This window comes from Streptomyces sp. NBC_01454 (assembly GCF_036227565.1).
Classification (GTDB): domain Bacteria; phylum Actinomycetota; class Actinomycetes; order Streptomycetales; family Streptomycetaceae; genus Streptomyces.
In genome coordinates, this window is sequence record NZ_CP109460.1 from 5,853,705 (window position 1) to 5,866,881 (window position 13,177).

Sequence of the window (13,177 nt, forward strand, 5' to 3'; positions counted from 1 at the left end):
GAGGCAGAAGTGAGCGGTGAGAGGCAGAGGTGAGGGGACGGGGGCTATGTGCCTTCGGGGGGCGGGGCCTTGTCGGGGGTGAAGGTGAGGACGAGGTCGGCGCGTTCGCGGGAGGCGGCCACGACGCGGGCGTTGGCCTCGTCCGAGGCGTGCACGAACCGCTCGGCGTCGGCGCGGGTGCGCCCGAAGCGTTCATGACGGTCGACCAGCCGCCGGATCCGCTCCGCGCCGTCCAGCTCCACGTACCAGACCTCGTCGAGCAGTGCGCGCACCCGTGACCACGGGGCGGTGTCGAGCAGCAGGTAGTTGCCCTCCGTGACGATCAGCGGGAGGTGGGGGGCGACGGGGATGCTGCCGGCGACCGGCTCCTCGATACGGCGGTCGAAGGCCGGGGCGTAGACGGCGGTGTCCGGTTCGGGGGAGCGCAGGCGGGCCAGGAGCGCCGCGTAGCCGGCGGGGTCGAAGGTGTCCGGCGCACCCTTGCGGTCCCTGCGGCCCAGTCGGCGCAACTCCGCCTCGGCGAGATGGAAGCCGTCCATCGGCACCAGCGCCGCCTGCCCGGCCAGCCCGGCCACGAGATGGGCGGCGAGGGTGGATTTCCCGGCGCCGGGCGGGCCGGTGATACCGAGCAGCCGGCGTCGGCCGGGAGTCGCGGAGGCGGCGAGGTCACGGGCGCGGGAGAGCAGGTACGGGAGATCCATGAGGCCCCATCGTGCCTGAGCCGGCGGGCTGAGGGGCGGCCGCGCACCCGGTGGCGTTCCGCGAGGCCCGGCCCCCCGGGCCCGGGCACGATCCGGCGGCCGCGGCTCCCGACCCCCAGCCCTTGCCTCCCGCGCCCCTAACTCTCCCCGTCCCGGCGGGAGTCGGCCGCACCCCCGTCCGCGAGTCCCAGGCGCCACAGGGACGTGACCTCGGCGGCGCGGGCCACGTGGAGCGGGTCGGAGGTGTCGCGGGCGCGCGGATGGCGGGGGGTGATGTCGAGCCGTCCCAGGACCGTCAGGCCGGCGGCGGCGATGGCGTCGAGGAGTGCGGTGTGCGCACGCAGGCCGAGGTGTTCGGCGAAGTCGGAGAGGATCAGCCAGCCTTCGCCGTCCGGTGTCAGATGGTCCCCGAGACCGCTGAGGAATCCGTGCAGCATCCGGTTGCCCGGGTCGTACACCGCATGCTCCACGGGGGAGGTCGGTTTCGCGGGCACCCACGGGGGGTTGCAGACGACCAGCGGGGCGCGGCCGGCCGGGAACAGATCGGCCTCGACCACCTCCACCTGTCCGGCGACGCCCAGCCGCTGGGTGTTCTCGCGGGCGCAGGCCAGCGCCCGCGGGTCCTGGTCGGTGGCCACGACCCGGCGCACCCCGCGCCGGGCGAGGACCGAGGCCAGCACGCCGGTGCCGGTGCCGATGTCGAACGCCAGCTCCTGGGAGGGCAGCGGCGCCTCGGCCACCAGGTCGACGTACTCGCCGCGGGCCGGGGAGAAGACGCCGTAGTGCGGATGGATGCGGTCGCCGCCGAGCGCCGGGATCTCGACGCCCTTCCTGCGCCATTCGTTGGCGCCGATGAGGCCGAGCAGCTCGCGCAGCGAGACCAGGGAGGCGGTCGGATCGGCGCCCTCGGCGGTCCCGGGCGCCTCCTCGCGGGCGGGACCGGCGGGGCCGTATGCCCTGGCGCAGGCCTCGCGGACGTCCGGGGCGCGGTGCAGCGGGACGGCGAGGGTCGCATCGAGCGGGACCAGCAGCATGCCCAGGATGCGGGCGCGTTGGTTCTGCGCGGCGCGGTGCTGGTGGAACGCCTGGGTGACATCGGCGGGCGGTGTCTTGCGGGGGCGGCGGTCGATGCGGCGGGCCATCGCCGTCAGCAGCTGCCGGGCGTTGTGGAAGTCGCCCCGCCACAGCAGAGCGGTGCCCTCACAGGCGAGTTTGTAGGCGTCGTCGGCCTTCGTCCGGTCGTCGGCGATGACGATGCGGCGGGGCGGCGGAGCGCCGTTCTCGGAGCGCCAACGGGCGGAACGGGCCTCGTCGGCCTCGGTCCATTCGACGACCGGCGGTTGGTTCACCGAGGTGTGCCTTCGCGTGTGTGGGCGGACCCCGCCGGGGCGCCGCCCAGGGGAGCGGTCCCGGTCCGGCGTCCGGGGAGCGACGAACGGCTCACAGGAGACGGGGAGGGGGGTGTGGTGGGTGTGCCGGTCGATTTTACTCCGGATCGAGACTTCCTCTGCTCCCGTCTTGCTCCCGCCCGCTCCCGCCCGCTCCCGCTCGAGGCCCCGCCCGCCCGCGCGAGGTCCCTCACCGCGCGACGCCCCACGGCACCGCCCGCTCGGCCCGCGGTCAGCCGGTGCCGAACGCCCCGGCGTAGCGCACCGTGCCGCGCGGGGGCGGGGAGCCGTCCAGGGAGAGCGCCATGAAGGCCGCCTCCGGCCAGGGCTGCGGGGGCAGGATGCCGAACCGAGGGACGGCCGGTACGAAGCCGAAGCGCGGGTAGTACGACGGATGGCCGAGCACGATCGCGGTCCGCTCGCCGGCCGCCCGCGCCGCCGCCAGCAGTGCCCGGATCACCGCATCACCCGCACCGCACCGCTGATACGCGGGCAGCACCGCACAGGGGGCGAGTGCCACGGCGGGCGCCTCGTCGATCTGACAGCGGGTCAGCAGGGCATGGGCGGCCGGGGTGAAGTCCGGTGCGTCGGCCACCCAGGACAGTCCCGGCAGCCAGGCCGCCGGGTCGCGGCGCAGCGCCTCGACGAGGTCGGCCTCCCCGGGCGCCTCGAAGGCGGCGAGATGGATGCGGCGGACGGCCGGCCGGTCCGCGGTGGTCTCGGGGCGAGGCTGCCAGGCGCCGGGGACGGCGGCCGGAGAGGGGGAGCCGCCAGCGCGAGCGCCGTCGCCACCGTGGGGACCGTCAGGGCCGTCGGAGGTGCCGGTGCCGCTCATGCCCGTCATCGTCGCACCGGGGTCCGGCGCCCGGCCAGCGGATTTCCGTGCACCGCCGGCGTCTCGTCGGCCGGGGGCCCGGCGGCTGACGGAAGCGCCTCACCGGCCCGTCACCTGGCCCGTCATCGGGCCCGTCACCGGCCGCCGGTCAGTGCGCGGCGGGGCGTTCCGGGCGGCGCATCAGGAAGGCGGCGGCCGATCCGGCGGCGAAGAGGGCGGCGGCCGAGAGGGCGGTGCTCACCCAGGACGTGCCGAGCCACTGGCCGCCGAAGTAGCCCAGGCTCACGCTGTAGGCGGCCCAGGCGAGGCCGGCCAGCGCGGACCAGGGCAGGAACTCGCGGACCGTACGGTGGGCGACACCGGCGCCCAGGCTGACCACGGACCGTCCGGCGGGTGCGAAGCGGGCCAGGACGACGACGATGCCGCCGCCCCGGCTCAGCGCCGTACCGAGCCGCCGCTGCGCCGCGGTCAGCCTGCGGGAGCGGCCGATGGCGCGGTCGAAGCGGTCGCCGCCGCGCCGGGCGAGCCGGTAGGCGACCATGTCGCCGAGGACCGAGGCGGTGGCGGCACACAGCAGCAGCGCGAACACCCCGGCCAGATGGGTACCGCCGCGGACGGACGCGGCTTCGACGCGGCCGACCGCGTGCGCGGCGCTGGCGGCAGCGCCGGCAGAGGTGGCAGCGCCGGCAGAGGTGGTGGCCGCGGCGATCACCAGGATCCCGCTGGGCAGGATCGGGAGGAAGACATCGAGCACGATCGAGCAGCTGACGACCACATACACCCACGGGGTGCCGCCGAGGGACCCCAGGCTTTCCAGCAACGTCCCACTCCCGGTCCGAACCCCGCCGCGACGTCGCTCGGTGCGGCAGGGGCGGCCCTTCAGCCATACAGCGTACGCCTGGGTTCCCGGGCCCGGTCCGGTGGGTGGACGGGGGGATCGGGGGCGTCGGTGGGCCCGGGAGACACGGCACGGCCCGTACGGCGGGGAAGCCGTACGGGCCGGGGAGGTGCGGGTCCGCGGCGGCGCGGCGCCGGGGCGCGCCGTGGACGGTGCGTCAGGCGGTGGACGGCTCCTGCGGAGCGGCCGGGGCCGCCGTCCCTGTGCGCGTGCCGAAGAAGACCCGGTCCAGTGCCCAGGAGCCGGGGCCGGTGAAGAAGACGAGCAGGAAGGCCCAGGCGAACATCGCGGCCGCCTCGCCGCCGTTCTGGATCGGCCACAGCGCCGTGCCCTGGTGGGTGGAGAAGTAGGCGTACGCCATCGAACCGGAGCTGAGCAGGGCCGCGGGGCGGGTGCCCAGGCCGAAGATCACCAGGAGGCCGCCGGCCAGCTGGATCACGGCGGCGTACCAGCCCGGCCAGCTGCCGGTGGGGAGGGTGCCGCCCTGCCCCATGGCGCCGCCGAGGACGCCGAAGAGCGAGGACGCGCCGTGGCAGGCGAAGAGCAGCCCGACGACGACGCGGAAGAGAGCGAGGACGTGCGGGGTGGATCTCTGGAGGAATGAGTCCAGGGGTGTGGACATGTGGGGACTCCTACGGTTTGTGGGGACGGGTCACCGCTGGAGGCACAGGTTAGGGACACCTAAGCAGTACTTGCAAGTTCAACCTCTGGCCATACCGGGCCTTTGGCTCGAAGCCGCCGATCGCGCAGCCGGAACCGTGTCCGTGCCCGCCCCGGTACCCGTAGGCACCCCCGCGACCGCGGCCCGCAGCGCCGCCCGCGCCACCGCGTCCGTATCGGCGAGGGTGACCGACCCCACCCCGGGGCGGGCCCCGGCCGCCGTCACCCAGTGCACCCCCTCCGTCGGCACCCCCACCGCGAAACGCCGCGGATGGTGCCGGCCGTCGGCCCCGATCAGATGGAACGGGCTCGGCGACACATCGAGCCCGCCCGTCTCGTAGCCGTCCACGGTGTGCGGGCGGCAGCCGCCGTCGGCCAGCAGCCGGGCCAGCAGCGGGTCCCCGGTGCGCCGCAGATCCGGCTCCGGCAGCCGCGCCTCGATCAGCGCCGCCGCCGTCACCTGCGACCCCGCCACCTCCGGGGACCAGGCCGTGAAACCGGGCCCGCGGCCGTCGGCGGTACCGGGCCGGACCGCCATCCGCGGGCCGATCACCTCCAGCACCCCCGCCTCGATCAGCGCGGTCATCTCCTCGATTCGGCGCCGCGGCGGCCCGATGGACAAAAAAGCGTTGAACGGGGTGTACCAGCGGTCCAGATGGTCCCGGCGGGACGTGCCGGTCAGTCCGCCGTGGTCGACGATCTGCCGCAGCTCGTTGCGCAGATCCCGCAGGATGTCGAGGGCCGCCTTGACCGGGCCGGACACATTGTTCTGCCGGGCGTGTGCGACGTCCGTGCGCAGATGGTCCAGCAGCCACGCGCGGAAGGCCGCGCGGCCGGCGAAGGACCGCTGCGCGTGCGGCCGGGCCAGGCGGTCCCAGTCCCAGCGTGCGGCCGGCGCGATCCCGAAGGCGTCCAGGGCGGCGGCCTCTTCGGGGCCGCGGTGCGCGCCGGCGAGGAACCGCTCCCGGAACCGGCGCACCGGCTCGCGGCCCGCGCCGCGCCCCGCGAGCAGCGCCTCGTAGTAGACCGTCTCCACCTCCTTGGCCACCAGGGGCCAGACCTCCGTCAGGAAGTCGGGCAGGTCGCCGGAGTCGGCGCGCTCGCGGAACGCCGCGGTCACGTCCGGCGTGAGCAGCAGCGGCAGATGGCGGCCGTGGGCGCCCTTCGCGTTGTCGCCGCGTGCGTGGTACGGGACGCCGCGCCGGGAGCCCGCGTACAGCCGCGGCTCCCGGCCGGACGGCTGATACACCGGCGCCCCGTCCGTGCCGCGGACGAACCGGCCGCCGCGGGCCGTCGTCAGCAGCGCCATGTGGTCGAAGAAGTTGAGGCCGAGGCCGCGCAGCAGCACCGGGCGGCCCGGGGCCAGCGCCGCCAGCTCGGTGGAGAGGTCGGCGGGGTTGGCCGGCGGCAGATAGTGCAGACCGTGCCCGGCGGCATGCTCGGCCAGCCGCCGCTGCCCGTCGTCCGGCGCGGCCGGCAGATGGCCCTGGGCGAGGACCACCGCCCCCAGGCCGTGCAGCGTGTGGCCGTCGTCGAGGGACAGCGACTGCGAGCCGTCGGGCGCCTCGGTCAGCCGCACGGCCCGGGTCCGGTGCGTCACGACCGTCACCCCGGAGGGAGCGTTGCGCACCGTGCGACGGAAGACCCACTCCAGATAGCGGCCGTACAGCGCCCGCCCCGGATAGTCGTCCGGGCCGACCTCGCAGCCTTCCCAGGCGTACAGGCTCGGCCCGGGACGTATCGGGCCGGCGCACTCGACGCTGTCATCGGTGAACAGCGTGACCTGCGAGGCCACCGTGTTCATCAGCAGCTCGGGCGGCTGGGCGGTGCGCCACACCTGCCCGGCGCCGGGCGGGGCCGGGTCGATGACATGGACGGTCAGCGCGGTGCCCGGGGCCAGTTCGGCGGCCGAGGCGCAGAGCCGCTCCAGGACGCTCGTGCCGCGCGGTCCGGCGCCCACCAGCGCGAGGGCGGACCGGGGGCGGCGGTCGGCGAGACGGTCGGCGGCCAAGACAGGCCCTCCCTGGGGCGGCGGACGGCCGGCGCCCGCGGGCGTGGCCGCCCGGGTGCGGGCGACGGCAAACGTGCGCCCTATCATCACCGCCCCCGTCCCGGCCGCGGCACCGGGGTGCGGCGCGGAACGACGCCTCACCGGCCGCCCCCGCACGGTGGATCGGGGCGCCGCCGGCCGCCCACGGACGCCGGGCCGCCCGCCTCCTCCGCTCTACGGCCGTTCCGTCCCCGGGACCGGACCGCCCGCACCGGCGGATTCCTCCTCAGGGCGGGCATCGGCCACCTCGGTGCGCCAGACCGTCACGAGCCGGACGCCGCCCGGGTCCTCCCGGCGGGCCTGATCCAGGGCGAGCCGCGCCGCACGGCCCGCCAGCGTCAGCGTCATCAGCTGGTTGCCGAACCACGGGCCGCCCGTGCGCCGCCACTTCACCGGCGGCCGGGGCAGCCGCCCGTGCCGGGCCAGCAGCTTCCCCAGCCACCGGCCCGGACGGCTCCAGCCGAAGCGGAAACCTGCCTGCAGCGCGCCGGGAATGCTGTTGTGGACGGGCGAGCAGGTCAACTGCAGCACCCGGCTCGCGGGGTGCGGGCCGGCGCCGCGCCGCCGCGGCTCGGCCACATAGGCATGGTGCACATCCCCGGACAGCACACAGACCGTCGCCGGCGCGTGGGTGCCCGAGCCCGCCTCGGTGATCAGCTCGGTGAGCGCGGCGAACGAATCGGGGAAGGCCGCCCAGTGCTCCAGATCGGCGCGCTGGCGCAGGGATTCGCTGTGCCGGGCCCAGCGCGGGCCGCGTTCACCGGCGCACAGCGCGGCGTTCCAGCCCTCGGCGGCATGGACGAGATGCGGCAGCAGCCAGGGCAGCGAACTGCCGAGCAGCAGATGGTCGTAGCCGCCGCGCCCCTCCAGCACCGCCTGCCGCAGCCACTCGCCCTCGGCCTTGTCGAGCATGGCGCGGCCGCCCTCCTCCAGGATGCGGCCGGCCCGGGTGTCGATCATGACCAGGCGCACCCGGCCGAAGTCCCGGCGGTAGCTCCAGCGGACGCTTGCCGGATCGCTGTCCGCGGCGGCCGCGAACTCCCGTACCAGGTCCGTCCCGTCGTCGGCGGCCCGGACCCGGGCGTACAGCGCGTCGGCGGCCAGTTCCGCGGGCGCCAGATTGCCCAGGTGCTGGTGCACCCAGTACGACATCAGGCCGCCGAGAATCCGCTCGCGCCACCACGGGGTCGCCCGCATCCGGGCCAGCCAGGCCGCCGAGGTGTTCCAGTCGTCGATCACATCGTGATCGTCGAAGATCATGCAGCTGGGGACCGTGGACAGCAGCCAGCGGACCCTCGGGTCGAGCCAGGACTCGTAGTAGAGGTGGGTGTATTCCTCGTAGTCGGCGACCTGCTTCCACGGCGGCTCGGTGAGGTCGCGGCGGCCGGCCAGCACGCGGGCGGTCGCCCGGGAGGTCTGGTCGGCGTAGACCTGGTCGCCCAACAGCAACAGCACGTCCGGGCGTTGCCGGGCGGGATCGGCGGCGAGGGCGTCCAGGGCGTCCGGGCCGACCGGGTCGTGCGAGGCGTCCGACGGCGTCGCGGACCAGCGGCAGGAGCCGAAGGCGAAATGCAGTGGCCGGTCCGGGGAGGCGGGGAGGGTGCGGATGGTGCTCGCGGGGAAGGGGCTGGCGGGCGGCGGCCAGACCTTCTCCCCGTCACCGCCGGGCGGCGCCCCCGGCTCGTCCAGCAGTACCTGGTAGGGCGTCTCGCTGCCGGGCGCCAGGCCGGTCACCGGGACCAGCGCATAGTGGTGCCCGGCCACCTGCCAGGTGCGTTGTGCGCCGTGCGCCCCGCCGTCACAGCGGATCCGCACCTCGCACGGCCGGTCGGTCTCCACCCACACGGTCGCGCTGGTGGCATCGACGTACCGCAGCAGCGGTCCCAAGCGCAGTCCGGCCATCGGTGCCTCCCCTTGTCGTGGTCAGAGGATAGGAGCACACCGCGCGGGGCGTCAGGCCAGGGGCGGCGCGCCCCGCCGGCCGGTGATCCGGCCGGCGGGGCGCGCACCCGGGAGGGAGGGCTCAGCAGCCGTCCAGGATCTTCTTCAGCGCGGCCTTCTCGGCGGAGTCCGCGGTCATGCCGTACTCATGCTTGACCCACACCCACATCCGGGCGTACTCGCAGTGGTACGAGGTCTTCGGCGGCAGCCACTTCGCCGGGTCCTTGTCACCCTTCTCCTGGTTGAGGTTGTCGGTGACGGCGATCAGCTGGGAGTGGGTGAGATCGTTGGCCAGCTCCTGGCGGCGCGCGGTGGTCCACTGCGCGGCGCCCGACTTCCACGCCTCGGACAGCGGTACGACATGGTCGATGTCGAGGTCGGCCGCCTTGGTCCAGGTCGCCCCGTCGTACGGCGAGACCCACTTGCCGCTCACGGCCGCGCAGCCGCTGTCCTGCTGGACGCCGGTGCCGTCCCGCTTGAGGACCACCTCGCGGGTGTTGCAGTTCTTGCCCTGGTCGATCCAGTGCGGGAACTTGTCGCGGCTGTAGCCGTCCTGCGGGCCCTCGGGCTGCTCCTTGAGGCCCGCGAGATATGTCCGTGCGGTGGCCGCGCCCGGGGGGCTGGGCGGCGCCGCCTGGGCGGACTGGCCGCTGAACACCAGCGTGCCGACCAGGGCGGCGGCCGCGCCCGCGGCGAGGGAAACGCGACGCGCGTAGACCTTTGCCATCGAAACTCCCTGTATGTGGGGGGAAGTTGCCGTGTGGTGCGGCCCATGGTGGTGAAGTGGGGTTTCCATGGGAGGAGCACCAGGTAACAGCCTGGCGACATGCTCACGTCACTTCAAGGGCTGACGGGAGGCCAGAACTGCAGGGCGGCACTCCGGTTGAACCGCTCCCGCGTGTGCGCCCCCGGCCGCGCCCCTACAGTGAGCGCGTGCTGCTGCCGGTCAACGCCACCCTCGGGGTCGCCCTCGCCGTCCTGCTGATCGCCGCCGTGGCCGTGGCCGCCGCGGCACGTCTCGGCCACGCCCGCGCCATCGCCGTCGCCGGACTGCGCGCGGCCGCCCAACTCGCCGCCGTCTCCTACCTCATCGGCTGGGTGGTGCACGCGCTCCCGTGGCTGCTGTGCTTCCTGCTGCTGATGTTCACGGTGGCGGTGCGGACCGCCGGCCGCCGCATCACCCAGAACCGCACCTGGTGGTGGGCCGCCGCCCCGATCGCCGCCGGGGTCGTCCCGGTCGTGGCCCTGCTGCTGCTCACCGGCCTGGTCCCGCCGCGCGGGCTGAGCCTCGTCCCCGTCACCGGCATCCTGATCGGCGGCGCGCTGACCGCCACCGTGCTGGGCGGGCGGCGGGCGCTGGACGAGCTGGAGACCCGGCGCGGCGAGTTCGAGGCGGGTCTCGCGCTGGGGCTGCTGGACCGGGAGGCGCGGATGGAGGTCGCCCGCCCGGCCGCGTCGGACGCCCTGCTGCCGGGGCTCGACCAGACCCGGACGGTGGGGTTGGTCACACTCCCCGGCGCGTTCGTCGGCATGCTGCTGGGCGGCGCCTCGCCCGTGCAGGCCGGAGCGGTCCAGCTGTTCGTGCTGGTCGCGCTGCTGGCGGTGCAGGCGGCGGCCTGTGCGGTGGTGCTGGAGCTGGTCGCGCGCGGACGACTGCACCGCGTACCCTCGAGGGCAGCAGAAGGGGAGTAGCTCTCTGCCGGACCGTCGACATAATGCCCTCCCGTCGCCCGACCACCCCTGGTGGAGCGCGTTTCGCGCGCTGTGACGACGTGGCGAGCCGGCGCCCGGAGCGACGTACGCATCCAGTACGGCGCCAGCGAGACCTTCGGCCGCAGTGTCTGACGCTGCCGTGCCGAAGCGACCCCTTTCCCGGGCCTCTTTGGTGCGGCCCGACCGATCGAGGTATGCCACCCCGTGTTCAGCTTCACCATCGCCGCCGTCGTCTTCGGCGTCGTCTTCCTCGCCGAACTGCCCGACAAGACCGCCCTCGCCGGTCTGATGCTCGGCACCCGCTACCGCGCCTCCTATGTCTTCGCCGGTGTGGCCGCCGCCTTCCTGGTGCATGTCGCGCTCGCGATCGCCGCGGGCAGCGTGCTGACGCTGCTTCCGCACCGCTGGGTACAGGGCGTGGTCGGTGTCCTCTTCCTGGCCGGCGCCGCCGTGCTGCTCTTCCGGAAGGACGACGACGAGGAAGAGGTGAAGAAGCCCGCCGACCAGAGCTTCTGGAAGGTCTCCGGGGCGGGCTTCATGATGATCCTGGTCGCCGAGTTCGGTGATCTGACCCAGATCATGACCGCCAACCTCGCGGCCCGCTACGACGCCCCGCTCTCGGTCGGCGTCGGCGCCGTACTGGCCCTGTGGGCCGTGGCGGCCCTGGGCATCCTGGGCGGCCGCACCCTCATGAAGTACGTCCCGCTGCGGCTCATCACCAAGGTCGCCGCGTGCGTGATGCTCGTCCTGGCGGGCTTCAGCCTGTACGAGGCGATCGCGGGCTGAGGCGGGGGCGGGGGCGGCCTGCCGGGTTCCGGCCTCCGTCCTCCGCCGCCGTCCGTCCCCCGCGCGGCCGGTTTCTCAGCCGGTGAGGTGGAGGGCGAGCACGCCGTCGGCCCGCGCCTCGACGCGCACCTGGGTCAGGTCGCGTACCTGTGTGGTGGGCGCGAAGGCGGCGGCGCGGTCGCCGACGCCGATCACCCGCATGCCGGCCGCCCGGCCCGCCTCGATGCCCGCCTCGGAGTCCTCGAAGACGAGGCAGTCCCCGGGGGCGAAGCCCAGTTCTGCGGCGCCCTTGAGGAAGCCTTCCGGATCGGGCTTGCTGGCGCCCACGCTCTCCGCCGTGATCCGTACCTCGGGCACGGGCAGCCCGGCCGCGCCCATCCGGGCGTCGGAGAGCGCGATGTCGGCGGAGGTCACCAAGGCGTGCGGGAGGCCGGCCAGGGCGGCCATGAAGGCGGGCGCGCCGGGAACCGGCACCACGCCGTCCATGTCAGCGGTCTCCTGCGCCAGCATCCGGCGGTTGTCCGCCATGTTGAGCTCCATCGGGCGGTCCGGGAGCAGCGCGGCCATGGTCGCCCAGCCCTGCCGTCCGTGGACGACCGTGAGCACCTCGTCCGCGTCCAGCCCCTGCTCGGCCGCCCAGCTTCGCCAGCAGCGCTCGACGACGGCCTCGGAGTTCACGATGGTGCTGTCCATGTCCAGCAGCAGAGCGCGGGCGGTGAGCGTGGTGGTGGCCGTCATCGGCGGGCTCCTGGGCGCTACGGGCATGCGGCCGGCGGGCCCGGCCGCGCAGAAGGTCAAGCGGTTCCGCCCGCCGGTCAGGGAGTGCGGGCGGAACCACTTTGTTTGACTACGATACAAAACGTTTCCGGGTGCCGACAACCGCCCCCGGTCAGTGGCCTCGTACCGGGGGCTACGGCTCGTCGGTGCGGGCTTCCAGGGACGCCCGCGTGCCGGGGCCGTAGACGCCGTCCGGGTCGCCGGTCACCCCGTAGCGCCGCTGATAGCGCGAGACGGCGGCCCGCACCTCCGCGTCGTAGCGGCCGCCTCCCGCGCCCTGATACAGGCCCAGCTGCCGCAGCCGCCCCTGTAACTCCGTCACCTCCGGACCGGCGGCCCCCTCGCGCAGCACCACTGGCCCGGTGGGCGGCGCACTGGGGGACGGACTGCCGGGGACGTCGGAAACGCTGCCGGACACCCTGGTGGGAGCGGGGTCACGGGGGCGCCCGGCCCGGGGGAGCCGCACGGTGGCCGTGGGCGGGCCGGTGGCGGTCGCGTCCGGTGACGGGGAGCGGCTCGCGGCGGGGGAGGAGGCGGCCCCGCCCCGGGTGGGGGTGTCGCCGGTGGGGAGGGCGGCGCTGGGGGAGGCGGCGCTCCGGTCGGGCGGCGCCGCCCGGTCCCGGGTGTCGCCGGACAGCGCATCGGTACCGAGCAGGGCCGCGGCGACGGCGGCCGCTGCTCCGGTGGCCACCAGCGCGGCCGGCCGGGCGCGGACACCGGTGCGGCGCGGTGCGGACCGGGCGGCGCCGGCGGACGGTTCCCCCTCGGCGGCGCTGAACGTCCGGGAGGTCGGCCCGGAGCGCCGGCGAGGTCGGGGGAGGAGCGGGCCGGGGGAGCCAGGGGGCGTGAGGGAGAAGGCGGAGGGGGCTGAGAAGGCGGAGGGGGCTGAGGAGGCGGAGGCATCGGCCTGGTGCACCGCCGCGTCCACCCCGGGTAAGTCATCCAGCCGGTCGCCCCGTCCGGCGCTCCTTGCGTCGTCCTCGCCCGCGCTCTCCTCGACCGCCTCGCCTGTGCTCTCCTCGTCCGTGTCCTCCCCGCCGGGCAGTGACACGTACGGCCGAACGCGCAGCGGGTCGAAGTCGTCCGCGCCGGCCGCCGCGCACAGACAGGACGGGCGGCCGCCGCCGCGTACCGGGGCGGAGCAGTGCGGGCAGTTCCGTGCCATCACGAGTGGACCCCTCCCTCGACGCCTCGAACCGGCAGCGATTATCCAGACGCCACACGCCCCGCGCAGGCGCTCGACGACATTCGCCCGGCAGACCTCGGCAGCCCCGGCACTCCCCGGCACGTCCCGGCAGGTCCCGGTGCCTCCCGACCGTCCCCCGTACGGCCCCGGATGGCGGACGCCGCTCGGGAAGCCATATCCGGCACCACCACCCAGGATGGAAGAAGTCCGAAGGCCGCCCCCCACGGGAAGGGCGGCCGACG

12 protein-coding genes are annotated in these 13,177 nt (G+C 75.0%); 2 read left to right on the plus strand and 10 right to left on the minus strand.

Annotated elements, in window-relative coordinates; genetic code table 11:
- Positions 1-44: 44 nt before the first annotated feature.
- The 8 genes from OIU81_RS25935 to OIU81_RS25970 all read right to left on the minus strand — a co-directional run bounded on the left by OIU81_RS25935 (position 45) and on the right by OIU81_RS25970 (position 9,200).
- Positions 45-701: a nucleoside/nucleotide kinase family protein gene (locus OIU81_RS25935; protein ID WP_329151551.1), complete on the minus strand. Its 657-nt coding sequence runs from the start codon at positions 699-701 to the stop codon at positions 45-47.
- A 137-nt stretch (positions 702-838) separates the two neighbouring features.
- The gene (locus OIU81_RS25940) at positions 839-2,050 is read right to left on the minus strand and encodes a class I SAM-dependent methyltransferase (RefSeq protein WP_329151552.1); all 1,212 of its coding nucleotides are present in this window, start codon (positions 2,048-2,050) and stop codon (positions 839-841) included.
- A 271-nt stretch (positions 2,051-2,321) separates the two neighbouring features.
- Positions 2,322-2,924, minus strand: a complete 603-nt coding sequence (locus OIU81_RS25945; RefSeq protein WP_329151553.1) for a GNAT family N-acetyltransferase — start codon at positions 2,922-2,924, stop codon at positions 2,322-2,324.
- Between the two features lie 148 nt (positions 2,925-3,072).
- Positions 3,073-3,744: a DedA family protein gene (locus OIU81_RS25950; RefSeq protein WP_329151554.1), complete on the minus strand. Its 672-nt coding sequence runs from the start codon at positions 3,742-3,744 to the stop codon at positions 3,073-3,075.
- A gap of 235 nt (positions 3,745-3,979) precedes the next feature.
- Entirely contained in the window at positions 3,980-4,444 is a 465-nt protein-coding gene (locus tag OIU81_RS25955) for a DoxX family protein (RefSeq protein ID WP_329151555.1), read from the minus strand.
- 78 nt (positions 4,445-4,522) lie between these two features.
- A complete protein-coding gene (locus tag OIU81_RS25960) occupies positions 4,523-6,493 on the minus strand; it encodes an FAD/NAD(P)-binding protein (RefSeq protein WP_329151556.1) in 1,971 nt (656 codons plus the stop codon).
- 213 nt (positions 6,494-6,706) lie between these two features.
- Positions 6,707-8,434: an alkaline phosphatase D family protein gene (locus tag OIU81_RS25965; protein ID WP_329151557.1), complete on the minus strand. Its 1,728-nt coding sequence runs from the start codon at positions 8,432-8,434 to the stop codon at positions 6,707-6,709.
- A gap of 121 nt (positions 8,435-8,555) precedes the next feature.
- A complete protein-coding gene (locus OIU81_RS25970; RefSeq protein ID WP_329151558.1) occupies positions 8,556-9,200 on the minus strand; it encodes an HNH endonuclease family protein in 645 nt (214 codons plus the stop codon).
- A 206-nt stretch (positions 9,201-9,406) separates the two neighbouring features.
- Between OIU81_RS25970 and OIU81_RS25975 the strand changes: the two genes are divergently transcribed.
- A complete protein-coding gene (locus OIU81_RS25975; protein WP_329151559.1) occupies positions 9,407-10,165 on the plus strand; it encodes an ABC transporter permease in 759 nt (252 codons plus the stop codon).
- A gap of 225 nt (positions 10,166-10,390) precedes the next feature.
- Positions 10,391-10,972 carry a TMEM165/GDT1 family protein gene (locus tag OIU81_RS25980; protein WP_329151560.1) on the plus strand — a complete coding sequence of 194 codons (582 nt, stop codon included), beginning with the start codon at positions 10,391-10,393 and terminating at the stop codon, positions 10,970-10,972.
- Between the two features lie 75 nt (positions 10,973-11,047).
- On the opposite strand, the gene OIU81_RS25985 is transcribed toward OIU81_RS25980, so the two are convergent.
- Together OIU81_RS25985 and OIU81_RS25990 are read right to left on the minus strand one after the other, a co-directional pair.
- Positions 11,048-11,710, minus strand: a complete 663-nt coding sequence (locus tag OIU81_RS25985) for an HAD-IA family hydrolase (protein ID WP_329151561.1) — start codon at positions 11,708-11,710, stop codon at positions 11,048-11,050.
- A gap of 172 nt (positions 11,711-11,882) precedes the next feature.
- Positions 11,883-12,914 (minus strand): peptidoglycan-binding domain-containing protein, encoded by a 1,032-nt coding sequence (locus OIU81_RS25990; protein ID WP_329151562.1) that lies wholly within the window; start codon positions 12,912-12,914, stop codon positions 11,883-11,885.
- Positions 12,915-13,177: the final 263 nt, after the last annotated feature.